This window comes from Zobellia barbeyronii, from assembly GCF_018603515.1.
GTDB lineage: Bacteria > Bacteroidota > Bacteroidia > Flavobacteriales > Flavobacteriaceae > Zobellia > Zobellia barbeyronii.
Genome location: NZ_JACATN010000002.1, coordinates 846,009 through 871,583, shown reverse-complemented (window position 1 = coordinate 871,583; position 25,575 = coordinate 846,009). Strand labels below are relative to the sequence as shown.

The window sequence follows — 25,575 nt, the reverse complement described above, 5'->3', positions numbered from 1 at the left end:
TTCAAAAAGAATCAATTTTTCTAGGGCTAGATAATCATAAAGCATAATCTGAAAATGAAGAAAGTAAAGTCTGGTTTGGAAATTCTAATGGTATTAGTTTTTTGCATAACGTCTTGTAATTCTGTAAAAAAGGAAAAAAATGAGAAGGAAGATGTAGAAGCAAAAATCGATTCTATAAAGTTTTCTTACCAAGATATAACTGGCATAGGAAAAGACTCCTTATACAACAGGAGAGATAATAGTGATATTATAAAAGTAGGTGATACGCATTACGTCTGGTATACGCGTATGATTAGTCCGGAAACTGCAGGTTATTGGGGAACTATCTGGTATGCAACTTCTAAAGATGAAGGCTATACTTGGAAAGAGCAAGGTATGGCGCTAGGCTTAGGAGAGGAAGGGAAGTTTGATAATCACTCGGTTTTTACACCAAACATTTTGGCTTACGAGGGAAAATATTATTTGTATTATACAGGAGTAAAACCCACCCCAGGGAATGCGAACAACGAGTTTGAAAATAATTCAACTAATGATATCACTGCAATAGGTCTTGCAGTCGCAGATAGTCCAGACGGACCTTTTGTTAGAGTAGAAAACAACCCTGTTTTAGAGGTTAGCAACGTGGCTTCTGACTTTGATAGTTTCCGAATAGATGACGTTAGCATGTTAGTTAAGGATGATAAAGTATGGCTGTTTTACAAAGGGAGATCCGTAATACATGGAAAATCAGGGCCAAGTAAAACGCAAATGAGCGTAGCGTATGCAGATAGTCCAGAAGGTCCTTTTGAAAAGCATGATGGGCCATTATTGGACAAAAGTCATGAGGTACTGATATGGGCAAAGGATGATGGCGTTGCATCGTTAGCTTCGATAAATAAGACTATAAATTTTGCTGCGGATGGCGTGAGTTTTTCCGTTATACAAGACAGCCTTATAAATATTCCCAGAGCACCAGGTTTGTATCGTCCTCATTTAGAAAACGGAAATCCTAAAACCGAAATTCCTGGTTGGGGTATTTCATTAAAGGGAGGAAAAGGCTCCGTTTATCTTGCTCGTTTTGAAAGTAACAGATAGTAAGGTTATCTACACTGAAAAAAAATAGAATCTATTTTGGAGGCAATTCAGTAAGATTCAAGATACATAAAATGGATATCGCTAAAAAAAAAGGCCTAACTAAATTTGTTCGTCAGATCAGAAACAACTTCTTCTATTACCTGATTCTTTTTGATTTTTTCTAATATTTTAGGAGCTACCACGCGTTCTTTACAATCCATAATAGAGCAACGTTCGCAAGTGTTGCCAACAATTTGTGTGTCTATTTTTGGGTCTTCTAAAAAAGCCATTTTCTTTTTCAATTGCTTGTTGATAAGCAGACCAATACTAATACTTCTATATTGATTCTTTTTAAATGGATCTTTGGTAGCGGAGGAAAAAACTAGATAAGAAACGTCATCATCAGGATACTGAGAAATTTGTATATCAAAAGCATGATCTTCTTTGCTTTTATCAATATCCTCTAAAACCTTTAATGACACCCATCTTCTACAATAATGCTCATTGGTTTCATTACTATGAGGAGATTGTTGATTAGGTAAATGCAATTCTTTTGTTAGGTAATAATTTTTACTACCTACGTCATGGGTGAAACGTAGAAAGAACAGTGTTTGAATATTAAAATCTTGTGGCAACAGGTTTGTTAAACGTTGGTAGAAAGTCTCTGGTGATGCCGCAAAAAAGGAAAAAATCTTTATAAAGGCAACCTTGTCAAAGGTGTCTTTCTTAATGAGCTTAGAAAATTCATTAACCAGTGCTGCTCTAGGTAGTAACAGTGCGCCGGCAAAATAGGACGCGTAAAAATTATTCAAAACTTGGTCAAAATTTTCAAACTTAATCCATGGAAAGGTGTAAAGACGTTGCTCAAAATCCAAGTAGTTATAGCCTATTTCTTTGGCATATATAAAAGTGCGTTGCGCCTCATCTATATCACTAGCGAGTAGTAATGTTTTAGTTTTTGGTACAAAGACAGAGCGCAGGTCGTAAAGTTCTTTGTGCTTTTTTAAATCGTTATTATTTATAGTGTACCCGTATTCTTCAACAAGAACCTCTTCTAATTCTTTAGAAGATACCGGAGACTTCAAATCTATCTGATATGCTTTACAAAACTTAACTACTTTCTGTTCTAAATCATCAAAATAATTATAGTTGGACTGTTGGTAGGAGCGTAAAGAGGAAAGGTAAAAACTCTCCCTATTGAAGTTGTAATGTTTAGCAACTTCAATTATAGTAGTAATAAAGGCATTGACCTTATCAGGGGCATTTGCTATAATATCAATTAGGTTACTCTCTTTTATCCCAAAAAGTTCCAATGGAATTTCCTTTAGAATCTTGGATTGCAAAATTTCACCAATAGGGGCAAGATTCTTATCCAACTTCAAAGAAACGAGGTCGTCATAAGGAATATCTAATTTTTCGGATAGTATAATAATCTTATCCGTCTTCGGATATTTTTTGCCCTTCTCAATTTCGTTCAGATACGATTTTGATAGTTTGGCAAGTTTAGATAAACCGAATAGAGATAGATTTCTTTCGGTGCGGATCTGCTTTAATTTCAGTCCAAAAATGAGCTTAACGTATTCTTCTTCCATAGTTCAAGAGCAAAGATAATCAAATATGCGAACATTGTAAATTATGTTAAAGTTTAATATTTAGCGAACGTTCGCTAGAATATGTGAAAACTTTATTTTAATATTGTTTCATAAAACAATCGAGATATGGAAAATAGAACAACAACATTTACCAAATGGCAGTTTAATACGGAAGTAAAAAATTACTATCCACAGGTATTAACAGAAGAAGCTATGGCTTTTTTAACGGCCCTCCATGAGCGTTTTGATAATAAAAGATTATCACTTTTGGAGAGAAGAAAGGCAGAACAAGCTTTTTTTGATAAAGGAAAATTTCCTGAATTTCCTGTTGAAACCAAAAGTGTTAGAGCATCTGATTGGACAGCCTCATCCATCCCGCATGATTTGCAAGATCGTCGTGTAGAGATTACTGGACCTGTAGATCGTAAAATGGTAATCAATGCCCTGAACTCAGGTGCTAAAACCTTTATGGCAGATTTTGAAGATAGTAATTCACCTACCTGGTCTAACTGTGTTGAGGGGCAACAGAACTTAATTGATGCCAACAAAAAAACAATTAATTATTACAATCGCCAGAAAGACAAGTCTTACACTTTAAATGGCAAGACAGCTGTTTTGTTGGTACGCCCAAGAGGCCTTCATTTAAACGAACGCCATATTCAAATTAAAGAAGTTGAAATGTCTGCCAGTTTGTTTGACTTTGGACTTTATGTATTTCACAATACTAAAACTATGATGGCAAATAACACTGCCCCATATTTTTATCTTCCAAAGTTGGAGCACTATTTAGAAGCTCGTTGGTGGAACGAAGTTTTTGAATTTGCCCAAGAGTATCTTAGTGTACCAACAGGTACTTTCAAAACTACCGTACTGGTTGAAACCATTACGGCAAGCCATCAACTAGATGAGATTATATATGAGCTTAAAAACCATATTGTTGGTTTAAACTGTGGCCGATGGGATTATATATTCTCTTATATCAAAAAGTTTAGAAACCACCCTAACTTTTTAGTTCCTAATCGTGATCAAGTAACAATGACGTCTCCTTTTATGGACGCCTATTCAAAATTGGTAATTCAACGTTGTCACAAAAGGGGAATTCTTGCAATAGGTGGTATGGCGGCTCAAATTCCAATCAAGAATAATCCTAAAGCAAATTCAGCTGCTTTGGAAAAAGTGAGGTTGGATAAAGAGCGAGAAGTTCAAAACGGGCATGATGGTACCTGGGTAGCACATCCTGATTTGGTAGAGGTGGCAATGAATGAGTTCAATAAACACATGCCAACTCCAAATCAATTGCATGTTACACGTAATGATATATCCATATCAGCTACAGATTTGGTAGCTCTTCCCACAGGTACGGTTACCGAAGAGGGAGTACGTAAAAACATTAATGTAGGAACCTTGTATTTAGAAGCTTGGCTTCAAGGCAATGGTGCGGTAGCATTATATAATCTCATGGAGGATGCGGCGACAGCTGAAATTTCAAGAACACAGATTTGGCATTGGTTAAATAAGGAGGTTGTTCTAGAAGATGGTAGAAAATTTGACAATGCTCTTTTCAATACCATTTTTGATGAAGAGGTGGAAAAAATTCTAACAGAAGTAGGACCATCTAAAATAAAAGACACTCAGTTTAAAAGGGCTTTTGACCTATTTAGAGAATTGATTTTAGCCGATGATTTTGAGGAGTTTCTTACAATACCGGCCTATAAGTATATCTAAACAAAAAAGGAACCCTGCAGATGCTACAACATCTATTGCAGGGCCCAAATTATTAATAAATAATAACGTAAAACAAAAGTATGGAATCTTTAAAAAAAACTCAAGCATTAATTACCGAATGGGCAATTAATAACACGTTACAATACAACGGGTCTAGAATTAGAAAAGGGCTGTTTACAACAATTAATCTTAACTCTTAAAACGCTACTATTATGACAAATTATAATTCGGCTCTTGATGTTGTACGTAACTTAAAAGCTAAACACGGAAATACTTGGGCAGGCATAAATCCAGAGAATTCGGCTAGAATGGCTATTCAGAACAGATTTAAAACAGGATTGGATATTGCAAAATATACTGCGTCTATCATGCGTAAAGACATGGCGGACTATGATGCAGACCCTATGAACTATACCCGATCCTTAGGTTGCTGGCATGGTTTTGTGGCGCAGCAAAAAATGATAGCGGTAAAAAAGCACCACGGTACTACAGATAAATCATATTTATATCTTTCTGGTTGGATGGTAGCGGCATTACGTTCAGAGTTTGGTCCTTTACCTGATCAGTCTATGCACGAAAAAACTTCGGTACCTAAATTAATTGAAGAAATCTATCAGTTTTTAAGACAAGCAGATGCTGTTGAACTAAATGATTTATTTCATCGTCTAGATGCAGGAGAGGATGTACAGAATGAGATTGATAATTTTGAAACGCATATAGTTCCTATTATCGCGGATATTGATGCCGGATTCGGTAATGAGGAGGCCACTTATTTATTGGCCAAGAAAATGATTGAAGCAGGCGCTTGTGCTCTTCAGATTGAAAATCAGGTTTCAGATGCCAAACAATGTGGTCACCAAGATGGTAAGGTAACCGTACCTCATGAAGATTTTATAGCAAAACTAAATGCTTTACGTTATGCGTTTTTAGAGCTAGGAGTAGATGAAGGCGTAATTGTGGCTCGCACAGATTCCGAAGGTGCCGGTTTAACTCAAAAGCTTCCTGTTTCTCAAGAAAAAGGAGATTTGGCTTCTAAGTATATCGATTTTATAGAGGCTGAAGAAATTTCTATGGAAGATGTAAAAGAGAACGATGTATTGATCAAGCGCGATGGTAAATTGGTTCGTCCCGTTCGTATGCCTAACGGACTCTACAAGTTTAAAGCAAACTCTAATATAGATAGGGTTGTTCTTGACTGTATTACCAGTCTACAGAACGGTGCAGATTTACTTTGGATAGAAACACCAACACCGCATGTAGGCCAAATTGCGAACATGGTAAACAGGGTGAAAGAGCAGGTACCTAATGCGAAGTTGGTATACAATAATTCACCATCTTTTAATTGGACGCTTAATTTTAGACAACAGGCATATGACCTTATGAAAGAAGCTGGCGACAATATATTAGGATATGATAGAGCAGAGCTGATGGATGCTAAATATGATAAAACGGAATTGTCAGAACGTGCAGATGAAATGATCAGAACATTTCAAGAGGATGCCGCTTTACATGCAGGTGTATTTCATCACTTAATTACATTGCCAACGTACCACACAACGGCATTACATATGAACAATCTTGTGGAAGGCTATTTTGGTGATATGGGCATGTTGGCTTATGTAGGTAATGTTCAGCGACAAGAAATACGTAAAGGAGTGTCTTGTGTTAAGCACCAACGTATGGCCGGTTCTGATTTGGGTGACGATCACAAAACTTTCTTTGCAGGTGATAAAGCTCTAAAAGCAGGTGGAGAAAAGAACACAAGTAATCAGTTTACGATTGATAAAAAGGTGAAACGAGAAACTGCTTTGACCAGTTAGTCTTATTCTGTTTAATGATAAAGGCGGTGTGTCTGAACTTCGCCTTTATCATTATTTTATAATAGATATGTAATCTATTTCAATACATTAAAACTTGGACCATAACTACAATTGCTATTTATGTTTACTACAGCAGATCTTTGGGATGATAACATTGGGATTTTTGAATGCGCAAACCCTATTTTTAAACCTTTTGGAAAAAAGAAGACCTTCTGGGGAAAAATAGCGACCTTAAAACTATTTGAAGATAATTCCTTGGTGCGCAAAAAATTAGAAACTAAAGGAGAAGGAAAAGTGTTGGTTATAGATGGAGGCGGTTCTTTACGTTGTGCCTTAGTTGGGGATCAACTTGCCGCATTGGCTTTAAAGAATAATTGGTCCGGAATTATTGTAAATGGTTGTATTAGGGATAGTGAACTAATTAATACGATGGATGTGGGTATAAGAGCTCTGAATACGTGCCCAGTTAAGAGTATAAAACGTAATATTGGAGAGAATGATATTCCTGTAAATTTTGCTGGTGTTACCTTTGTACCTAATCACTACGTATACGTAGATGCAGATGGCCTATTATTGAGCGAGCAAGCTATTTTTTAAATTTTTCATCAATAAAATTAAAGATATGAAAAACAGAAAATTATTAATGATTCCTGGTCCTATAGAATTTGAGCCAGAAGTTTTACGTGCCATGGGTATGGCAACTACGAGCCATGTAGCTCCAAATTTTATTGAGATTTTTGGAAAAAGTCTAGAGATGATGAGAGAGGTTTGGTTGGCACCAAACGGACAACCCTTTATAGTTGCCGGAACAGGAACTTTAGCTATGGATATGGCTGCAGCCAATCTTATAGAAAAGGGAGATAATGCTCTTGTGATTTCTACCGGATACTTTGGAGAAAGGTTTAAGGATATTTTAGATAGATACGGAGCTAATACAACAATATTGGAAGCTCCCGTAGGCGAAGTTGTATCTATTGACGCTATTGAGAATGAGCTAAGGTCTAAACCATACAAAGTATTGACCATGACCCATGTAGATACTTCTACAGGAGTTCTTGTTGATCCGGAGCCTATAGCACAATTGGCTAAAAAATATAATGTTTTAAGCATTTTAGACGGTGTTTGTTCTGTAGCAGGTGAAAAAATTAAACAAGAAGAATGGGGTGTTGATGTTGTTCTTACCGGTTCTCAAAAAGCAATAGGTGTACCTCCTGGTCTAGCACTTTTAGTGGCTTCCCAAAAAGCAATGGAGGTTTGGAAAAATAGAAAAACACCCGTGTCTAGCTATTATTCTGATTGGAACAATTGGTTGCCGATTATGAAGGCGTATGAAGAAAGACGCCCTTCTTATTTTGGAACACCCGCCGTTAATTTAATCGTAGCCTTAGAAGCTAGTTTAAAAATCATCTGCGCAGAGAAGATAGCCAATAGGATAGAAAGACATAGAAATTTGGCAGAAGCCTTTAGAGCAGGAATTAAGGCGCTTAATTTGGAAACATTACCAAAAACAGAAAAAATTACGGCCAATACTTTAACAGCAATCTATTATCCTAAGGGTATTGATGGCGCAGAAATACGCTCAAAAATTGCTAATTATGATGTTATTATTGCAGGAGGGTTACTTACCGAAATGAAAGCATCCTATTTTAGAATAGGTCATATGGGCTCGGTATCCTCTAGTGATTTGGTAGCCGTATTGAGTGCTTTAGAAATGGCGCTATTAGAATTAGGTCATTCTTTTGAGTCTGGAAAAGGCTTGCAAGCTTTTCAAGATACTTTGTTGAAATATAAGCGGGTAGCCTTGACTATTTAATGAAAAGACCTTTAGGTTGTTCAAGTTTTAGTTTGAGAGATTTACCTAATTAAGTCTTTTTACACCTATAAGTTTTCGCTCGAAAATAGGAAAAAATCTTTTTTGAGATTTCCATATATTTCTCGTTGGGCTTCCATTTTATGGCGAAGTTTTAGGTGTTCTTTAACTCTGGGAATATCCATGGATTCACTACCATTGGGCGTATGGTCTAAAATGTTTATCTCATGTTGTTGAATGCTTTTTTGTATATCCCTGACTATATTACTTTGAAGGTTAAATTCATCTAGGTAATGCTCCAGTTTTGTGAGTACTTCTTTATCTGTCCAATGGCTTATCAATTCATTTAGCCTGTTCTCTAATGACTTTAACTCGCCTCCCCAAAAGGTAAGTTCTGACGTCCATAAAGTGTGTTCAAAATGTAGGTCAGAATTATAAGTTACGTCTACCATGATGTTTTGTTTTTATTCAATAATTGGTTTTTATCTGTACTACAAAAAGTACGGCACATTCCATCTTTTGTAAACCCAAATTATTTCTTTTTATGAGTATCTAAATGATGCTCAAGCAGCTCTTTTAAATCTTCTAAATATTCCTGCATTACCTCTTTATCCATTTGCGGATGGTTCTTTGTTGGCAGGGTCATAGGATTTTCATCCAATGAACGATAAAGTTCCGGATAATTAGTTTCTATATTGGTGGTAAGCTGCGTAATTTGATTTAGTATTTTATGTAGATCTTTCATTTTATCAGTCTTAAATCTTCTAAATTATATGTGTTCTACCAATGATGAAATCTTCACAACAATTCTGATTGGTTTATTTTGGAATTAAATTTAGACGTCGTACCATTTCTTCTGCATCTATTACGTGTTCCGTAATGGAGAAAACTGCTTTTCTGTTTTTTCTAAAGCTCTTAACAAAAGAGGTAAGGTCATCTTCTATTTGTTGGTGTTCTGTCCTAAACTTATGGGAATCGTAAGCAAACGGATTATCCATTAACTCAGCCAAATGGTGCAAACTTGTATTTACTTGCTTTAATAATTTGCTAGATTGGTTATCCATCTCAACTAGACCAACTTCAATTTGTCGCACCATATCTATGTTCTCTTTTTTTGAGATCCACATAAAATATTTGTCAATAAGATGATGCAAAAACTTTAGGTCGTCGTTATAAAATTCAAGATCTGATTTCCAATGCTCAGTTAGAACATACAATTCTGCCCAATCAGCTTCATGAATATAGCTATCTTTCGGTCTTTTTCTAAAATCGCTCACAACGGAATTGTTTAAGTTATACAATTTACTAGTACAAATGTATTGTGGTTGTGATGAAGAAAGCATGACGCAGGTCATGCTAGAGATGTTTTGCATTTGGTTGTTTGAACAGTAGAAGTACATTCCTAAAAAAAGTGTAACTAATTGTACAGTATATCATAAATAACTCACAACATGATTTAGGTCAGTTCATCAATATTTCAAACTTTATAATTTTGAGTAATTAATAGTAAAGGCCTAGCTGTGAACCCAGAGAATACTTATTTCAAACCTTTAATATGAGGCAACATTAACTTGATATAAATTCTAAAAATTATGCCCGAATTAGCCACATCAGAATATGAAATTATTTTGTATTACAACCCTAGCAGAGCGTCTGCAGAAAAGACATTGGCATATGCAATAGGAGAGGGACTACCGGTACGGGACGTAGACATTCTTAAAAATATATTTACGGGAACCCAGTTGGAAGAATTGGCCGAACGTCTGTCTGTAACTCTTGAAGGGTTGGTTAATAAAGAGCATCCTGATTTTCCGTCTCAATTTAATGATGCGAACCTCTCGGATAATGATTGGATCAAGCTGCTGCGAAAGAGTCCGAAATATATAAAAGAACCAATTGCTATTCGGGGTCATAAAAGCATATTCGTAGAAACGCCTAGCGATTTATCAAGATTATAAACTGCCCATTAATTATAATGAGCTTATTAATTTTTCAACTAAAATAAAGAGATATGAAAAGGATATGTATAGCATTAGATTATAATCCATCAGCAGAAAAAGTGGGAAAAACAGGGTATGCTTATGCGGAGGCCTTAGATGCAGAGATTTTTTTGATACACGTAATCTCTGATGCTTCCTATTATGCTATTGACTATTCTCCATTTTTGGGTTATGAAAGTCCCTTTAACACGGGCTCTTTGAAATTGGTAAAAGAACTGATACAGGGTGCCAATAATTTTTTAATAGATTCTGCGGAGCATTTGGGAGGAGAAAATATAAAGACAGCTGTTTTAGAAGGAGAAACTGATGTTGCTATTTTAGAGTATGTGGAGAATAATAAGATGGATTTATTAGTAATTGGTACACACAGCCATAGCTCTTTTGAAAATGTGTTGATGGGTAACACCGCTGTAAAAATTGTAAAGCATACTAAAACACCTTTGTTGGTAGTGCCAACCAAAGTTGAATAACATTATAAATACGGCTCGGTTTTCTAGTTTGGAGAAATAGGGTCGGCATTAAATTAACCATCCGATGTTAAAAAGAAGCGCAATTTTAATTTTTTCGATTTTACTATTGGTGATAGGGTGTAGCAGCCCCTTGACCAATAAAGATAGTGGTTCTACTATTGAATTAAGTGAGGACGATGTATTTACAATTAACCTGCAAGGAGAAGATTTTCCAGAGTATGAATGGCATATTGTTTCAGAAAATAACCATATAAAACTTGCGGAACCAGTAACTGCGGAGACCAGCGCAACAAACACCATATCTACGTTTAATTTTATGACAGTGGGTACGGGAGAGGATATGCTTAAAATAGATTACACCAATGGAATGGAAACTAAAAAAACTTTTGAGTTAAGTGTCATTGTTGGAACCATGGGACGTATTGAAGCTTATTAGGTGAATCATTAGACGTATTTTCTAATGAAATTATATTAAAAATCGGGAATTGGAAACCTATTTCTAACCCCAAAATAGAACAGTAATAATAAAAAAAAAGAAGATGAAACTAATTACAATGGTACTTGCATTGAGCATGACGTTTGTTGTGTCTGCACAAACAAGAAAGGATAAAAAAATTATTAAAGATGCCGCTAAGGCAAAAAAGGAATTGGTAAAGACCGATGCCAATATTAATACGTTTTTTGAAAACTCTGCCGGTTATGTCATATTTCCAAATGTTGGTGAAGGTGGTTTTTTAGTTGGCGCAGCATCTGGTAACGGTGTTCTTTACCAAGAAGGTACTGCCCTAGGTATGGCTGATCTTAAAAAACTAGATGTAGGTTTTCAAGCTGGTGGCCAATCTGTTATTGAGGTTATCTTTTTTGAAACTGAAGATGATGTTATGCAATTTGAAGAAGACAATTTTGAATTTTCGGCTCAAATTTCTGCTGTAGCCCTCAAGTCTGGTGTGGCTGCAAACGCTAAATACAAAGATGGTGTTGCGGTTTTTACCCTTCCTAAATCAGGACTTATGGCAAAGGCTACCGTAGGTGGGCAAAAATTTAAGTACAGTTCTTTTTAAAAGGAGGAAGGTTTAAGCCTTCACAAAAAAGGAAATCATAAATTCAATTTAGAAGAACCATGAAAACATTTTTAATAGGTGCACTAATGCTCTTTTTAATGCCAATGGTCAACGCCCAAAACCCGTATGAAATTACGGAGCAAAACATGCCGTACAATAAAATGGCAACTAGTTTTACGGCTAATATTATTGGACAGAATGAAAGTAATGTCTACTATCAATGGCAAAAATTTATTGAGGGTCACCAAGGAAAAACCTACTTGGTTTCTGCCAATGAAGGTAATGTAGAGTTTGAGAGCGAACATGTATTACTTCCTATGTTAGGTGAAAAATTGGTGATATTACATTCACGTTTCGCCCCCAATTATTCAGAGAACGGAGTATTATTGACTTTATGGATAGAGCTTCCGGATGGCAGTTATTATTCTTCTCAGACAGATGAGGATTCTGCGCAAAAAATAAAAGATTGGCTGTTGAAGTATGATCAACAGTTGACCAATATTAAGTTTAAAAATTGAAAATTCATTATGGATTAAATTTTAGATCAAAGAAGTACTTTTTTTATTCAAACCCGGTAAATGAAATCATGGTCCAAAGAGCGGCCGTTGATTTAATTTACCGGGTTTCTTTTTATTCCGAACAAAACAGAGCGAAGTTCCTAATACAATATTGTTGATTTTTGATAAACAGATATTCGAGAATGGGCTGTAAAGAATAAAGTTCTAATGATTTCAATAAAAATAATAGAAACATGAGATTTAGTTTTATATAATAGGAGAGAGATTTAAAGCTGTTAGATTACTTTTGCCCTCAAGCCTAGCGGCTTCTTTACAGCGGTATATTGGTATCAATACTCATTTTTGATAGGCAGAAAGTATAATCCGTATTAGATATAATTAATGTAGTACAATTGTTAACAGCTTAATTTGAGATATGGATTTATTTACGATTATTAGTATACTCATGGTACTGGTATCCATCTTTGCATACCTCAATACACGATTCTTAAAGTTACAGACCACCATAGGTACTATGATAATTTCCATTGTTTTTTCATTGGGAATACTCGGTTTATCTAAACTCTTTCCTGAGCTAATAAAATTTGAAAAAGACATTGTAGGATCCATCGATTTTAAAAAATTATTGATGGACGGTTTGTTAAGTTTCATGCTTTTTGCGGGCGCGGTGCACGTGAAGATAAATGAACTAAAATCAGAGAAATGGAAAATCGTGGCTTTTTCTAGTTTAGGGGTGTTGATTTCAACAGCTTTAATAGGAAGTATTTTTTTCTGGGTATTACAACAAATAGGAATGCCCTTACCATTAGTTCATTGCTTATTGTTCGGCGCCCTTATTTCTCCCACGGACCCAATATCCGTTTTAGGAATTCTAAAGAAAATCGGAATTAAAAAATCTATGGAAACCACTATAGTTGGTGAAAGTCTTTTTAATGACGGAGTAGGAGTGGTGGTTTTTTTAACCTTGTTACAGTTTGCCAATGCGGGTAATTTAGAAGGTATTGATCCATGGGGTATAGCAGAAAATTTCTTACTTGAAATAGGCGGAGGACTTCTGTTCGGGTATCTTCTTGGCCGTATTGCACATAGGGCAATTTCAAAGATTAATTCCTATGAAACGGAAGTTCTTATTACTTTGGGAATGGTAATGGGGGGTTATGCTGTAGCAGGAAAGATTGGTGTTTCGGGTCCATTAAGTATGGTTGTTGCTGGACTTTTTATTGGGAACAGAACGTATCGTCAGGAGAAAAAAGAAAAAACAGTAGATTACGTAGATAAGTTCTGGGAGCTTATAGATATTCTGTCTAATGCCGTTTTGTTCGTGTTAATTGGTTTAGAAATTGTGTTAATTCCTTTTACACAACAACTTATAGTTGTTGGTTTTTTAGCCGCTATCGTGGTAATAATTTCGCGTTTTTTATCGGTAAGTGTTCTAATAGTTTTATTAAAAAAATGGTTGCATTTTGATTCAAAAACATCATTATTAATGACGTGGGGCGGATTAAGAGGAGGTATTTCTATAGCAATGGCACTGTCCTTACCCGAGGAAGTTTCCTGGAATTACATTGTGCCTGTAACCTATTTAGTAGTTATATTTTCTATAATCGTACAAGGTTTAACGCTAGAGAAAGTAATAATTCGTTTAACAAAGTAACCAGCAGGTAGTGTCAGGAATCTTAGGCTAATTTACAAACAGTAATCAAATCCTCATTTTAAAGTATGACCACTAATTTCTATATTTTTATCCCTCTTTTAGTACTGGTGATGCTCATTGTTTGGCGGATTTGGTTTTATAAGAAAAAAATTAATCTGAATGACTTTAATCCAGCGTGGCGTAATATCCTTAACAAAGAAGTATTGTTCTATGCTGATTTATCTAAAACAGATAAGATTCGTTTTGAACAGGAGGTTTTATACTTTTTTGATGATGTAACAATTACGGGCGTAAAAATTGAAATTAACGATACCGATCGCTTGTTAGTAGCCGCAAGTGCGGTAATACCGTTATTTGGTTTTCCAGAATTACGTTACCGAAATATTAATGAGGTCCTGTTATATGAGAGTAGTTTTAATGAAGAACACCAGACCGAGGGTGAAGGACGTAATATTTTAGGAAAAGTTGGCACGGGAGATATGAACCGTTTAATGATTTTGTCCTTACCAGCGCTACGTGCAGGATTCCAAAATAAAAACGCGACCAGCAATGTAGGTATACATGAATTTGTTCATCTAATAGATAAGGCAGATGGTGCTATTGATGGTATACCAGAAAGCCTAATGCATAATACATATGTTGCTCCATGGCTAAAACTGATGCACAAAGAAATAGATAATATTAGGGAAAATAAGTCCGATATTAACCCTTACGGCGCTACCAGCGAAGTAGAGTTTCTTAGCGTGGCCAGCGAATATTTCTTTAGTAATCCTGAGGCATTTCAGAAAAAACACCCTGAACTTTATGGGTTAATGCAGAAAATGTACCGCCATTCTTTCTGATTAGTAAGACCATTTATTCAATCTGTTCTAAATTCAGAATAATTTTTTTCTCTTTTATCGGTATGCTGTTCTGTGCGTTGTTTTCTTCAGCGTATAACTTCTCAGTGCCATAGGTAATTTTAAAAGTAGAGCCTTTGAGAGAGTCGTCGTTTAAATTAAATTTTTGAAGCAGTTCAAGATTAATTTGATTGAAAGTTATCGGACTTTCATCTAACCGACTAATAAAAAGATAGCCTAGCTCAGATTTACTGTCGTAGGAAGCATCTATCATGTGCATTATTTTACTGTCTTCGCTTTGACCTTGCAATAGGTTTGCAACTAGAACAAGAATAAGGAGGGGTATTAATTTTTTCATAGCTCAGATATCTTAATCGTTTATAGATGATTTTCCTAAGGTCTGGACTAAGGAGTATTAATAGAATAAAAAACCTTAACCATCCGCTAGTTAAGTAGTTAAAGTTATGAATTACAATGGTAAATACTACTTTTTCTCATACAATCTTAAATGTATTTTGTTTTAGAAAAATAGATGGGTAGAATTGGGGTAACTAAATACCAGCTATATAACTCTCTAAATTTACCGAACGTTCCAACCCCATTTTCTTACGTATTCTAGAACGTGAAACATGAACACTATGGGGTTCTATATTCAGGATCCTGGCCATTTCCTTAGTGCTTAAATTTAGTTTTATGAGGGCACAGTGTTTCTGTTCTGTTGAGCTTAATTTGGGGTGTAGTTCTTTTAGTTTATCATAAAATGCTGAATTGACTTGGGTAAACTGAAGGTTGAATTCATTCCAGAGGTCTTTAGAACCTTTTTTATATTTACTAAAAAGCGATTTATAACGAGGGGATGATTCTGTTTTTAGCATGTTCAACAGTTCATCTATTGCGCTATCCTTATCAATTAATTGCAGTGCATAAGAGGTAAGTTCTCTGCTTTTTAATTCTATCTCATTGTTGCTGCGTTCTTCTACAAATTTCGTTTGTAGTTCAGCTTCTTTTTTATGTAAAAGGGTCTTTTTGAGCTTTAAACGCATTTGAAATACAATACCTAAAACAAGGCCTAATAGAACTAGTAAAAAGAGAATAATTTTAAGCCTAAACTGGATAGTATTATTCTTTTCTATAGTCCGTGTTTTTTGCTCTAACTGTTCGTTCTTTTCCGAAATAGATTTTAGATAAGAATCCTTTATTTGAAAAAGCTCGCTATTGGTTTGGTTCTTGTTCTGGAGGACCTGGTCAGCAGTATTTGTTGACCTTACAAGATAGTTATAGGCAAGTTTGGTATCTCCGTTTGCGGAATATACTTCAGATATTTTTCGCAGTACTTCCGTTTCTAAATCGTTCCTGAATCCTTGGTCTTGACTCAGGGTTAAACTCTCGTTATAAAAAAATAGGGCACTATCTTTCTGACCAAGGTCTTTTTTTAGGTCGCCTAAATACATAGAGATATTGGGCCTGTAACTTGCTTTTTTTCCTAACGTATTGTTGCGAGATAAATGCAAAAAGGTATTTGCTTTTTTATACTGATGTAGTTCTTGCATAATTTTACCCTTTTCAGCATCCCAAAAAGGCATTTCTATACTTTTTTCCAGAGCAATAGAAGGAGTTACAAAACAAGAGTCTAGATAATGAAGTGCTTCTTGGTGGTTACCCATTTTTCGTTGCCGCACAGCCATGTACATATAGCTAGAAATAAGATTATCTACTTGCGTAGAGTCTTGAGCATAAATTCCTTTTGCGATTTCTAAGGCTTCCGTTAGATAGAAAACAGATTGCTCGTTCATATTAAACTCATCGTAAAGACGAGCCAAACTAATTCGTATCTTAACTTTTTGAGCTCTATCAAAAGCTTGGTCACTTAGATATTTAGCCTGCCAAAGGTGGTCAAAAGTTTTACTGAATTTCCCCTTTCTCTTTTGAATTTCGGACATAGCCAGAAGACATTTTACCGCTCTACTTGTGTCCTTTTTACTTTCAAAATATACTTTGGATTCATCAAGAATTTTATAGGATGTAGTAGGAAACAAGTTTGACTCCGCCATTGCTTCCTTTAATCGGTTTGTATAATAAGAAGTACTGTCTTGTATACTATTTTTAGATTCTATAGTTTGACAAATTCCAATTTCTGTGACTAAAAAGAGAATAATGAAAATATGTAATATTCTGGTATACAGAATCATATGTGTTTGTGGGATTGGTAAAATCAAGATATTAAATAATAATAGGAATAGAGTTATAATTAAGGGTAAATATACACTTGTATAATATTTGTAAAGTACATTTTTAGCATCTTTTCATTTTCTATGGTTAGTTTTGAGAGGTTGGATTAAGGTTAAACGTTTGCAATTAAGAAACTTGAATAAAGTAATATTACCATTCAATAGTATGATAAAATTTAAGATGTTCAGATATGGGTTGGCAGATAATGTCCTGATGTTTTTGTTGGTATTATTTGTGAGTGACGGATTTGCACAAGAAGGGAAACCACCCAATGTAATTTTGGTAATGACAGATGACCAAGGCATAGGAGATCTAGGTTGTCATGGTAACCCTTGGATCAAGACTCCTAACATAGATAAGTTCTATAAACAAGCGGTGCGCATGACCGATTTTCACGTTAGCCCAATGTGTACGCCAACACGTGCTGCTTTAATGACAGGGAGATATCCGGTAAATAATGGTACTTGGGCAACATATAAAGGCAGGGATGCTTTGGCTGAAAATGCAAATACCATGGCAGATGTATTTAAAAAGAATGGTTATAAAACGGCCATGTTCGGTAAATGGCATTTGGGAGATAATTATCCTTCAAGACCTACGGACAGTGGTTTTGATGTTGCTATTCATCATAAAGCTGGTGGAGTAGGAGAACTATCTGATTATTGGGGCAATAGTTATAATGATGATGTGTATTACGTGAATAATGAGCCCAAACAATTTTCAGGCTATTGTACAGATGTATGGTTCCAACAAGCCATGCGTTTTATGGATAAAAACAAAGATGCTCCGTTCTTTCTTTATCTACCAACCAATGCACCTCACAGTCCATTTATTGTTGCAGAAAAGTACGCGGCTCCTTATCGGCATTTAGTTGGAAAAGAAATTGTTGGTGCCGAATTCTACGGAATGATTACCAACATAGATGAGAACTTTGGAAAACTAGAAGCTTATTTAAAAGAGAAAAATCTAGCGGATAATACCATACTAATTTACATGACGGACAATGGTTCTGGAGGTGGGCTTAGTGAAGATGGTAAGTTAGGGTTCAATAAAGGGTTTAGAGGAAGAAAAGGCCAACGTACAGAAGGAGGTCATCGTGTTCCTTTCTTTATCCGTTGGAAAGATGGAAAAATAAAAGGAGGAAAAGACTTAAATGAATTAACGGCACATGTGGATTTGATTCCAACTTTAGCTGGACTTTGTAATCTTGAAATTCCTGAAGGTATGAAGTTAGATGGAATAGATTTTTCGCCTTTATTACTTAAAAACGGAAAGTTAGATGATAAAAGAACAGTGTTTGTTCATACTCGTCAAGATTGGCGCACGCCGCATGATAAAGAAGAAACCGCTATACTAAATGAGAAATGGCGATTGGTAAACGGTAAAGAGCTTTATGATATCGAGGCAGATAAACATCAAGATACAGATGTAGCATCAGGAAATAAGGACGTGGTAGAAGGACTTTTATCTCAGAACAAGGCATTTTTGGATGTGGCAAAATTAGGTTACGAATACCAAGAATTTCCGGTGAGTACTGTTGGGAATGAGAATCAAAAGGAAATTAAACTAACCATCCAGCATGCTATTGGAGAAGATGGTGGAATCTGGAAACCTGAGCAAGTAGCGTCAGGAATGAAAAATAGAAACAATACACATCCAATAAAAGTGGAGAAAGCGGGTAGGTATAAAATATCGTGTATGCGCTGGCCAAAAGAATGCGCTGGACCTATTTTAGGTATACCTGAAGAGAATCCAAAAAACCAGTACGAGTATAAAACTATGCATCCAGAAAAGGTGCGTATACAAATTGCCAATCAAATTAAGGAACAAACTATAGAGGGAGATATGCAGAGCGCAGATTTTATCTTGAACCTTCAAGAAGGCAAAACTATGTTGGTAAATGACTTTATTGAAAATGGAGAAACCTATGGCGTGTACTACACCTACATTGAATACCTAGGTAAATAATAATTAGAGTTTTTAGAATTATAATCAGACCATATTATGAAGAATATTACCACTGTAATACTGTTACTTTTTGTGCTAAGCTCATGCAAAGCACAATCTGAAAAATTTGTTGTAGTTGAATCGACGGAAAACCAAGAAGGTTTCCCTTTTGTGTTACCAAAGGAAAAGCCCAATAGAAAAATGAGTGCAGCCATGGAACGTATTTATACGGATTATGAAGCCCCGCAACCACAGCACAACGAGCTATTTAGTCAGTTCAAGTATACAGAGTTAAAAGGATTTGACTATAATGGTCACGATGGTACAATTACAAGAAGAGATCCATCAAAAACACTTTTGCATAACGGAAAGTACTACGTGTGGTATACGTATAGAAATACGCCTACACCGCCAAGAGGAGCAGATATGAGCAATGATACTATTCCGTCTTCAGATTGGGATTTATCGGAAATTTGGTTCGCTACTTCCACAGATGGTTTTACTTGGGAAGAACAAGGTGTGGCCATTAAAAGACCCAAAAAGCCTATGGTAGGCTGGCGGTCTGTAACCACTACAGATATTTTAGAATGGGAAGGAAAGTATTACCTCTATTACCAAGGTTTCATGGAAGCTAGTGGCAAAAGAGGAGACGACTGTCCTGTTGCAGTTTCTTATGCAGATTCTCCAGAAGGCCCTTGGACGCCTTATAACAAGATTGTAATCGAAAATGGAAAAGAAGGGGAGTGGGACCAATATTCTATTCATGATCCTTATCCGTTAGTACATAATGGTAAGGTCTATATCTATTATAAATCTGACTTTGGTGAAAAGCCAGATAAGGTTCGTATGCAAGGGCTTGCCATTGCTGATAATCCTTTAGGACCTTTTGAGAAGCACCCATTAAACCCGGTGATAACTTCGGGGCACGAAACTTCATTGTTTCCGTTTCGAAAAGGAGTAGCGGCTTTGGTATATAAAGACGGACCGGAGCATAATACTATTCAATATGCCGAAGATTGGGTGAATTTTGAAATTGCTTCAATCACGGAACTGATGCCTTACGCAGCTGCACCTCACGTACCAGATGCTTTTACGAATACAGAAGATGGTCGTGGGATTACCTGGGGCTTGGCCCATTTTATTAATTTAGGAGGAAAAGGTGAATTCCATTCAAAACTGGTACGTTTTGACTGCGATTTAAGCTTGGATATACATGATCCAGAAATGAAAGAGCACCGAGTCAAACATAAACCTGACGTGTACTTCAGGCAAGGGTTGAGTAAAAAACAGATAGAACGTTTACAATCTGAAAGCTTGAAATCTAATTAATGCTTTAATACATTTATTTAAAAGAGCATCATATTATGATGCTCTTTTTTTATACCCGGATTTTATCAGAATAAGTAGCTACTTCTCATTTCCAATTTCCATTCGTCTATAGGTAATTAGGTTTCAAGTGTAGATAAACGGTACTCACCGAAAATATCAAATTTCAACTAGAACGATACCGTAATTTTGGTGTAAGCAAAACAAAGAAATCACAATTTAGCTCATTAAAATGCGGACGATATATGTCTGATAGGAAGTTTGAAAAAGGTCAATTACTGTTGTTTATGATAGAATGATATTAAATGTTCCCCCTTTTTTGAAAAAACAGCAATCGGCCTAGTTGAAATTATCGTTCGCATTTTTATATTTTCTTTCCGCCTAATATGAACTATTGGGAGTCTACTCATCCATTAAGTCAAAATAATCTCCGTCTGTCCATCCTAATGGGGCTTCAACGGCATGATTACTAATTGCTTTTCCTTTAACTAAGGGTTTTGTTCCATCGGCATTTTTCCAGACTATATTTCTAACTTGAAGGCCATCTACATCATCTACTATGATAGGGAATCTAGAATCTGGTATATCCGTTCCAATGGTAACATTGTTCAAGGATATGTTTTCTGCATGCCTAACATACAATGTATGACTTGGTAAATTACCATAGGTAATTGCATGCGGATATCCTTTTTCATCTTCTTCAACAGTAGTACTAAAATCTCCCATCTTAAGTCCGCCTTTAGAGAAAAGCTGAATGTTGTTCAGTGATATATTTTTGATTGGATGTCCTTCAAGCCCTGTAATAGAGGAACCCCATGTGCCCGCACCGTAAGCAACTACATTACTGATTGAAATATTTTTTACTTCGCCAATAGTATTTACCACAGCACCAGGCGTATGAGGTCGTGCTCTATTGCCTAAACGAATGTAAATGGGAGATTCAGTGCCATGAATGGTTAGGTTGTTTACGGTAAAACCTTCCAAGGTACCACCATCTACAATCATAAGTGAAAGGCCGGATACACCTATACGTGGCGTATCCCAAATAGGCTTCCCTTTTTCTTTTGAGGGCTTAATTACACAATTACTTATAGAAATATTTTTAAAGCCGCCAGTGGTTTCTGTACCTGCTTTTATAGCATTGCAAAAACTACTGACTACGCAATTGGTAATAACAATATCTTCACAAGCAGCTGCCCCTGTACTTTTTAAAACAATACCATCATCATCAGAATCAATGATACTATTTGAAAGAACAACACGGCGGCACCCGTCAATATCAATACCATCATTATTTCGACTTCCATGACTGTACACATAAATGTTGGAAATAAATAAGTCTTCGCAGTCTAGATAATGTTGGTTCCAAATGGATGCATTGAGCATCCGTAGGCCGTCTATTTTAATATTCTTGCAGGAAATTAAAAGTATATTTCTAGGTCTACCATCAACATCACCTGCATAAGGGTTGGGCATGGGAGTATGAAGTGGTCCTTGTCCGTCAATAGTTCCGTTACCCGTTATAGCTATGTTTTCTTGGCCTTCTGCATAAATAAGAGCATTAAATCCGCCAAGTTGGTCTTTATGCGATCTATATTTTGGCATGGGTTGTAATGGGAAATCAGTGACATTAATACTTGAAAGTAAAACAGAGTTATGTTCAAAATGCAACTCAACATTACTCTTCAGAATAATAGTCCCGGATTTAAAAATTCCAGCAGGGATAATTACTTTTCCACCTCCTTTTGCAGCACAAGCATCAATTGCTTTTTGAATAGATTTTGTGTTTAAAAATTCCCCATCCCCTTTTGCACCATAATCGGTTATGATGAAGCCTTTCTTTTTAATTGAATTATCTAGTTCTGCATACGCGCTATTAGAAACGAAACCAAAAATTAAAACTAAAAAGCTAATGCGTAATATTTTCATCATTCTAAAAATTCTTTAAAGTTCATTTACTTCCTTCCTCAAAATACTTTTACTTCGATATTCAATAAAATTTTGGATGTGAAGTTTCAATAATTGTCACTTAGAAAAATGCAACGTTTTTTTGTGAATTGCAAATTAAAGGTTATTCTGTTTTTAATGTTACTTTTAGGTATTCCTGTAAATGGCCTTATCTCATGAGGTTTTAGTCCGAAATAATAAATGAGTTGGATTTTAAATGACAGATAGAAAAAAGAAGAATATACTTAGTCTAATAGGTCCAGGCTTTATTACTGCAGCTTTAGTTTTGGGACCAGGTAGTTTGGCAATAGGCTCTAAAATTGGGGCTAACTATGAATTTAGGTTACTTTGGGTAGTGCCTATTTGTATTCTTTTTATGGCGGCTTTCACCATAGTTTCTACTCGAATAGGGTTAAGTTCAAAACAAACACTTATTGAACTGATACGTGAAAAATATGGCAATACAATTTGTATTGTTATTGGCGTAGGTCTTTTTATAGTATCAGCTTCTTTTCAGGCAGGTAACTCAATTGGCGCTGGTATGGTGTTCGGTGAAATGTTCAATGTATCACCTGTGCCATGGATAATTGGATTTTCCGTGATTGCTATCATTTTGCTATTTTTTAAATCATTTTTTAAGATTCTAGAAAAAATTATGATTGGCATGGTTGTTTTAATGCTGGTTTCATTTGTACTAACTCTAATAATTTCAAAGCCTAATATTTCACTTTTAATACAGCAATTTAATTTTGAATTACCAAGTGGTTCAGAGTTTTTGGCTCTGGCTTTAGTGGCTTCCAGCTTTTCAATTGCAGGAGCATTTTATCAGTCGTATCTAGTCCAAGAAAAAGGATGGGATAAGAGTGAGTCCAAGTCACATGAAAGAGAAAGTTTATCCGGCGTATTTATTCTTGGAGTAATAACAGCTACAGTTATGTTGGTTGCTGCTTCGGTACTTTATCCCCAGGGAATTCAGGTTAATTCTGCTGCAGAAATGGGTAAAGCGTTAGAACCAATATTTGGTAGTTATGCCACTGTAATATTTATGTTCGGTTTGTTTGCAGCTTCTTTTTCTTCCCTAATCGGGAACGCAACTTTGGGTGGTGTTTTATTATCCGATGCTCTAAATATTGGTAGAAAGTTAGAGTCCCAAAATGTACGGTATGTGATAATGTCGGTCATATTGATTGGCGCAGCCGTTGCTATAATTTTTGGAAATTTACCTATACAGCTTATAATTATGGCTCAAGGTTTTACCATCATAGTTGTTCCTGTAATTGGCTTTATGATTTTTATGATTGCACGGGATAGAGCGGCAAAACACTTTTTTAAATTAAGTACAACATTGAATATTATTATGATTTTAGGATTGGTAATGCTAGTGCTATTAGCAGGGGCAAACACCTATAACATATTTATTAAATAAACTAGAAATCTATGATAGCTACAATAGCCGAATTAGAGGAACAACTCTCTAAACCTTCAAAACGATTAATAGAAGATATCAGTAAAATTGAAGGTGATATAATGATTTTAGGTTTGGGGGGAAAGATGGGGCCTACTTTGGCAAAGCTCGCGAAAAGAGCAATTGATGCTTCAGGAAGCACAAAAAAAGTAATAGGCGCTTCTCGCTTTTCAAATCAAAATCTATTTCAAGAATTAACGGATTTTGGTATAGAATGTATCAAGGTAGATTTATTGGATGATGAAGCGTTGATGAAGCTTCCAAAGGTTAAAAACGTTATTTATATGGCGGGTAATAAGTTTGGTACATCGGGTAATGAGCATTTTACCTGGGCAATGAACGCTTACCTTCCGGGTAGAGTTTCGGAAAAATATAAGGAATCAAAAATAGTTGTTTTTTCTACCGGTAATATATATCCGTTTATGCCTATTAAAAGTGGTGGTGCTACGGAAGAGGTAAAACCTTCACCAATTGGTGAATATGCGCAATCTTGCTTGGGACGTGAACGTGTATTTGAACATTTTTCGGTTAAAAACGGAACAGAAATGCTATTGTACCGGTTAAATTATGCACTTGATCTTAGGTACGGAGTTTTGTTAGAAGTCGCAAAGGCGGTAATAGAGCAGAAGCCTATAAATTTAAGTATGGGTTTCGCCAATGTTATTTGGCAAGGCGATGCTAATGAATATGCTATACGTTCCCTTTTACATTGTGAATCACCAGCCAGAAAATTAAACGTGACCGGCCCGGAAACCATATCAATACAATGGTTGGCAGAAGAATTTGGTAAATTACTTAAGATAGAAACCATTTTTGAAAATAAGCCTGCAGAAACAGCATTGCTGAATAATTCAAGCGGGGCTTACAGTTTATTTGGAAAACCCACGACCTCACTGCAAGATATGATAAAGTGGACAGCTAATTGGGTCAAAATTGGAGGGGAGCAATTAGGTAAACCAACGCATTTTCAAGAACGAAAAGGAGATTTTTAAATCAAATTAGTACAAAGTTAATATGAAGACTTTAGACCCTGTATTAAAACAATTATTGCAACAAGGTACTGTAATTCCTGCCCATCCGCTGGGATTGACAGAAGGTCGTGAGCTGGATGAGAAACGTCAACGATTGTTGACCAGATATTATATGGCTTCAGGCGCAGGAGGTATTGCAATAGGTGTTCATACAACACAATTCCAAATACGAGACCCAAAAATCAACCTTTATAAAAAGGTATTACAACTGGCTATTGAGGAAATTACAATAGCTAATCTAGACCGCCCTTTTATAAAAGTAGCTGGCGTTAGTGGTAATACGGAACAAGCTGTGAATGAGGCTAAAATCTGTGCGGAATTAGGTTATGATATTGTTTTGGTAAGTACAAATGGCTTAGGAGATTGGTCAGAAGAGGCATTATTGGAACGAGCAGCTAAAATTAGCGAAATCATACCCGTATTCGGATTTTATTTACAACCAGCAGTGGGTGGTAGGGTTTTGAGTTATAATTTTTGGAAGGCCTTTTCGGAGATTGAAAATGTTCTAGCTATAAAAATGGCACCGTTTAATAGGTATCAAACTTTAGAGGTGGTACGTGCTGTATGTGCATCATCACGTTGTGATGAAATTGCATTATACACAGGTAATGATGATAATATAGTAGCTGATCTTTTGACAAGCTATAAAATAACTGTTGAAGGGAAAGTCATCAAAAAAGATATTGTAGGAGGGTTACTGGGGCATTGGGCTGTTTGGACGAATAAGGCTGTTTCTCTTTTAGAGGAAATTCATAGAATAAAAGAATCAGGGACCACCATACCCAAAGAAGCAATGACCTTAAATATAGCAGTTACAGATAGCAATGCAGCCTTTTTTGATTCGGCCAATAATTTTGAAGGGTGTATTGCAGGTATTCATGAGGTGCTAAGAAGACAGGGACTTTTAAAAGGGATTTGGTGTTTAGATGAAAATGAAAAATTGTCTATAGGTCAGAATGAAGAAATCAGTAGAGTTTATAATGATTACCCGCATTTAAATGATGATGATTTTGTTAGGGATAACATAGAAAATTGGTTGAAAGGACTGTAAATAGGAAAGCAATTTTAAACTATAATTGAAAATTTTT

Annotated in this window: 24 protein-coding genes; 17 read left to right on the top strand and 7 right to left on the bottom strand. The window is 35.8% G+C overall.

The annotated features are described in order from the left end of the window. Window positions 1–54 precede the first annotated feature (54 nt). A complete protein-coding gene (locus tag HW347_RS08210; RefSeq protein ID WP_214611391.1) occupies window positions 55–1,074 on the top strand; it encodes a family 43 glycosylhydrolase in 1,020 nt (339 codons plus the stop codon). 95 nt (window positions 1,075–1,169) lie between these two features. Here the strand turns inward: HW347_RS08210 and HW347_RS08205 are convergent, their stop codons facing one another. Continuing rightward, window positions 1,170–2,645 (bottom strand): helix-turn-helix domain-containing protein, encoded by a 1,476-nt coding sequence (locus HW347_RS08205; RefSeq protein ID WP_214611390.1) that lies wholly within the window; start codon window positions 2,643–2,645, stop codon window positions 1,170–1,172. A 126-nt stretch (window positions 2,646–2,771) separates the two neighbouring features. Between HW347_RS08205 and aceB the strand changes: the two genes are divergently transcribed. From aceB to HW347_RS08185, 4 genes are all read left to right on the top strand, one after another. Further along, the gene (aceB, locus tag HW347_RS08200) at window positions 2,772–4,370 is read left to right on the top strand and encodes a malate synthase A (RefSeq protein WP_214611389.1); all 1,599 of its coding nucleotides are present in this window, start codon (window positions 2,772–2,774) and stop codon (window positions 4,368–4,370) included. 212 nt (window positions 4,371–4,582) lie between these two features. Continuing rightward, a complete protein-coding gene (locus HW347_RS08195; RefSeq protein ID WP_214611388.1) occupies window positions 4,583–6,190 on the top strand; it encodes an isocitrate lyase in 1,608 nt (535 codons plus the stop codon). Window positions 6,191–6,310: 120 nt separating this feature from the next. After that, window positions 6,311–6,787 (top strand): ribonuclease E activity regulator RraA, encoded by a 477-nt coding sequence (gene rraA, locus HW347_RS08190; protein ID WP_155595660.1) that lies wholly within the window; start codon window positions 6,311–6,313, stop codon window positions 6,785–6,787. A 25-nt stretch (window positions 6,788–6,812) separates the two neighbouring features. Then, a complete protein-coding gene (locus HW347_RS08185) occupies window positions 6,813–8,003 on the top strand; it encodes a pyridoxal-phosphate-dependent aminotransferase family protein (protein WP_214611387.1) in 1,191 nt (396 codons plus the stop codon). A 65-nt stretch (window positions 8,004–8,068) separates the two neighbouring features. On the opposite strand, the gene HW347_RS08180 is transcribed toward HW347_RS08185, so the two are convergent. The 3 genes from HW347_RS08180 to HW347_RS08170 all read right to left on the bottom strand — a co-directional run bounded on the left by HW347_RS08180 (window position 8,069) and on the right by HW347_RS08170 (window position 9,277). Continuing rightward, a complete protein-coding gene (locus HW347_RS08180; protein ID WP_214611386.1) occupies window positions 8,069–8,452 on the bottom strand; it encodes a hypothetical protein in 384 nt (127 codons plus the stop codon). A gap of 80 nt (window positions 8,453–8,532) precedes the next feature. Then, window positions 8,533–8,745, bottom strand: a complete 213-nt coding sequence (locus tag HW347_RS08175; RefSeq protein WP_155595663.1) for a hypothetical protein — start codon at window positions 8,743–8,745, stop codon at window positions 8,533–8,535. Between the two features lie 73 nt (window positions 8,746–8,818). After that, complete coding sequence (locus tag HW347_RS08170) at window positions 8,819–9,277, bottom strand: hypothetical protein (protein ID WP_162524474.1); 459 nt, start codon at window positions 9,275–9,277, stop codon at window positions 8,819–8,821. Between the two features lie 315 nt (window positions 9,278–9,592). Here HW347_RS08170 and HW347_RS08165 point away from each other — a divergent pair, with 315 nt between their 5' ends. From HW347_RS08165 to HW347_RS08135, 7 genes are all read left to right on the top strand, one after another. After that, window positions 9,593–9,958 carry an arsenate reductase family protein gene (locus HW347_RS08165; protein ID WP_214611385.1) on the top strand — a complete coding sequence of 122 codons (366 nt, stop codon included), beginning with the start codon at window positions 9,593–9,595 and terminating at the stop codon, window positions 9,956–9,958. Between the two features lie 53 nt (window positions 9,959–10,011). Next, window positions 10,012–10,470 (top strand): universal stress protein, encoded by a 459-nt coding sequence (locus tag HW347_RS08160; protein WP_214611384.1) that lies wholly within the window; start codon window positions 10,012–10,014, stop codon window positions 10,468–10,470. Between the two features lie 64 nt (window positions 10,471–10,534). After that, on the top strand, window positions 10,535–10,906 hold the full coding sequence (locus tag HW347_RS08155; RefSeq protein ID WP_214611383.1) for a hypothetical protein: 372 nt from the start codon (window positions 10,535–10,537) through the stop codon (window positions 10,904–10,906). A 103-nt stretch (window positions 10,907–11,009) separates the two neighbouring features. Continuing rightward, the gene (locus HW347_RS08150; protein WP_214611382.1) at window positions 11,010–11,531 is read left to right on the top strand and encodes a lipid-binding SYLF domain-containing protein; all 522 of its coding nucleotides are present in this window, start codon (window positions 11,010–11,012) and stop codon (window positions 11,529–11,531) included. Between the two features lie 59 nt (window positions 11,532–11,590). Next, window positions 11,591–12,049: a hypothetical protein gene (locus tag HW347_RS08145; RefSeq protein ID WP_155595668.1), complete on the top strand. Its 459-nt coding sequence runs from the start codon at window positions 11,591–11,593 to the stop codon at window positions 12,047–12,049. Window positions 12,050–12,464: 415 nt separating this feature from the next. Then, the gene (locus HW347_RS08140) at window positions 12,465–13,703 is read left to right on the top strand and encodes a cation:proton antiporter (protein ID WP_214611381.1); all 1,239 of its coding nucleotides are present in this window, start codon (window positions 12,465–12,467) and stop codon (window positions 13,701–13,703) included. A gap of 65 nt (window positions 13,704–13,768) precedes the next feature. After that, a complete protein-coding gene (locus HW347_RS08135; RefSeq protein ID WP_214611380.1) occupies window positions 13,769–14,545 on the top strand; it encodes a M90 family metallopeptidase in 777 nt (258 codons plus the stop codon). Window positions 14,546–14,558: 13 nt separating this feature from the next. Here the strand turns inward: HW347_RS08135 and HW347_RS08130 are convergent, their stop codons facing one another. Continuing rightward, window positions 14,559–14,900, bottom strand: coding sequence for a hypothetical protein (locus HW347_RS08130; RefSeq protein ID WP_155595671.1), 342 nt, complete (start codon window positions 14,898–14,900; stop codon window positions 14,559–14,561). A 193-nt stretch (window positions 14,901–15,093) separates the two neighbouring features. After that, entirely contained in the window at window positions 15,094–16,731 is a 1,638-nt protein-coding gene (locus HW347_RS08125; protein ID WP_214611379.1) for a helix-turn-helix domain-containing protein, read from the bottom strand. 205 nt (window positions 16,732–16,936) lie between these two features. Here HW347_RS08125 and HW347_RS08120 point away from each other — a divergent pair, with 205 nt between their 5' ends. Next, a complete protein-coding gene (locus HW347_RS08120; RefSeq protein ID WP_225901852.1) occupies window positions 16,937–18,739 on the top strand; it encodes an arylsulfatase in 1,803 nt (600 codons plus the stop codon). 36 nt (window positions 18,740–18,775) lie between these two features. Continuing rightward, on the top strand, window positions 18,776–20,047 hold the full coding sequence (locus HW347_RS08115) for a glycoside hydrolase family 117 protein (RefSeq protein ID WP_214611378.1): 1,272 nt from the start codon (window positions 18,776–18,778) through the stop codon (window positions 20,045–20,047). A gap of 399 nt (window positions 20,048–20,446) precedes the next feature. Here HW347_RS08115 and HW347_RS08110 read toward each other — a convergent pair whose 3' ends face one another. Beyond that, window positions 20,447–21,976, bottom strand: coding sequence for a glycoside hydrolase family 28 protein (locus tag HW347_RS08110; RefSeq protein ID WP_214611377.1), 1,530 nt, complete (start codon window positions 21,974–21,976; stop codon window positions 20,447–20,449). A gap of 232 nt (window positions 21,977–22,208) precedes the next feature. On the opposite strand from HW347_RS08110, the gene HW347_RS08105 reads away from it, so the two are divergent. The 3 genes from HW347_RS08105 to HW347_RS08095 are packed head-to-tail and all read left to right on the top strand — an operon-like array spanning window position 22,209 to window position 25,538. After that, on the top strand, window positions 22,209–23,417 hold the full coding sequence (locus tag HW347_RS08105; RefSeq protein WP_214611376.1) for an Nramp family divalent metal transporter: 1,209 nt from the start codon (window positions 22,209–22,211) through the stop codon (window positions 23,415–23,417). A gap of 11 nt (window positions 23,418–23,428) precedes the next feature. After that, a complete protein-coding gene (locus HW347_RS08100) occupies window positions 23,429–24,448 on the top strand; it encodes an NAD-dependent epimerase/dehydratase family protein (RefSeq protein ID WP_214611375.1) in 1,020 nt (339 codons plus the stop codon). Between the two features lie 22 nt (window positions 24,449–24,470). Beyond that, on the top strand, window positions 24,471–25,538 hold the full coding sequence (locus HW347_RS08095) for a dihydrodipicolinate synthase family protein (RefSeq protein WP_214611374.1): 1,068 nt from the start codon (window positions 24,471–24,473) through the stop codon (window positions 25,536–25,538). Window positions 25,539–25,575 lie beyond the last annotated feature (37 nt).

What these genes read in the sequence shown, in the direction of transcription:
- HW347_RS08210 (WP_214611391.1), top strand. Translation starts at nt 55, where the DNA reads ATGAAGAAAGTAAAGTCTGGTTTGGAAATTCTAATGGTATTAGTTTTT.
- HW347_RS08205 (WP_214611390.1), bottom strand. Translation starts at nt 2,645, where the DNA reads ATGGAAGAAGAATACGTTAAGCTCATTTTTGGACTGAAATTAAAGCAG.
- aceB (WP_214611389.1), top strand. Translation starts at nt 2,772, where the DNA reads ATGGAAAATAGAACAACAACATTTACCAAATGGCAGTTTAATACGGAA.
- HW347_RS08195 (WP_214611388.1), top strand. Translation starts at nt 4,583, where the DNA reads ATGACAAATTATAATTCGGCTCTTGATGTTGTACGTAACTTAAAAGCT.
- rraA (WP_155595660.1), top strand. Translation starts at nt 6,311, where the DNA reads ATGTTTACTACAGCAGATCTTTGGGATGATAACATTGGGATTTTTGAA.
- HW347_RS08185 (WP_214611387.1), top strand. Translation starts at nt 6,813, where the DNA reads ATGAAAAACAGAAAATTATTAATGATTCCTGGTCCTATAGAATTTGAG.
- HW347_RS08180 (WP_214611386.1), bottom strand. Translation starts at nt 8,452, where the DNA reads ATGGTAGACGTAACTTATAATTCTGACCTACATTTTGAACACACTTTA.
- HW347_RS08175 (WP_155595663.1), bottom strand. Translation starts at nt 8,745, where the DNA reads ATGAAAGATCTACATAAAATACTAAATCAAATTACGCAGCTTACCACC.
- HW347_RS08165 (WP_214611385.1), top strand. Translation starts at nt 9,593, where the DNA reads ATGCCCGAATTAGCCACATCAGAATATGAAATTATTTTGTATTACAAC.
- HW347_RS08160 (WP_214611384.1), top strand. Translation starts at nt 10,012, where the DNA reads ATGAAAAGGATATGTATAGCATTAGATTATAATCCATCAGCAGAAAAA.
- HW347_RS08155 (WP_214611383.1), top strand. Translation starts at nt 10,535, where the DNA reads ATGTTAAAAAGAAGCGCAATTTTAATTTTTTCGATTTTACTATTGGTG.
- HW347_RS08150 (WP_214611382.1), top strand. Translation starts at nt 11,010, where the DNA reads ATGAAACTAATTACAATGGTACTTGCATTGAGCATGACGTTTGTTGTG.
- HW347_RS08145 (WP_155595668.1), top strand. Translation starts at nt 11,591, where the DNA reads ATGAAAACATTTTTAATAGGTGCACTAATGCTCTTTTTAATGCCAATG.
- HW347_RS08140 (WP_214611381.1), top strand. Translation starts at nt 12,465, where the DNA reads ATGGATTTATTTACGATTATTAGTATACTCATGGTACTGGTATCCATC.
- HW347_RS08135 (WP_214611380.1), top strand. Translation starts at nt 13,769, where the DNA reads ATGACCACTAATTTCTATATTTTTATCCCTCTTTTAGTACTGGTGATG.
- HW347_RS08130 (WP_155595671.1), bottom strand. Translation starts at nt 14,900, where the DNA reads ATGAAAAAATTAATACCCCTCCTTATTCTTGTTCTAGTTGCAAACCTA.
- HW347_RS08125 (WP_214611379.1), bottom strand. Translation starts at nt 16,731, where the DNA reads ATGATTCTGTATACCAGAATATTACATATTTTCATTATTCTCTTTTTA.
- HW347_RS08120 (WP_225901852.1), top strand. Translation starts at nt 16,937, where the DNA reads ATGATAAAATTTAAGATGTTCAGATATGGGTTGGCAGATAATGTCCTG.
- HW347_RS08115 (WP_214611378.1), top strand. Translation starts at nt 18,776, where the DNA reads ATGAAGAATATTACCACTGTAATACTGTTACTTTTTGTGCTAAGCTCA.
- HW347_RS08110 (WP_214611377.1), bottom strand. Translation starts at nt 21,976, where the DNA reads ATGATGAAAATATTACGCATTAGCTTTTTAGTTTTAATTTTTGGTTTC.
- HW347_RS08105 (WP_214611376.1), top strand. Translation starts at nt 22,209, where the DNA reads ATGACAGATAGAAAAAAGAAGAATATACTTAGTCTAATAGGTCCAGGC.
- HW347_RS08100 (WP_214611375.1), top strand. Translation starts at nt 23,429, where the DNA reads ATGATAGCTACAATAGCCGAATTAGAGGAACAACTCTCTAAACCTTCA.
- HW347_RS08095 (WP_214611374.1), top strand. Translation starts at nt 24,471, where the DNA reads ATGAAGACTTTAGACCCTGTATTAAAACAATTATTGCAACAAGGTACT.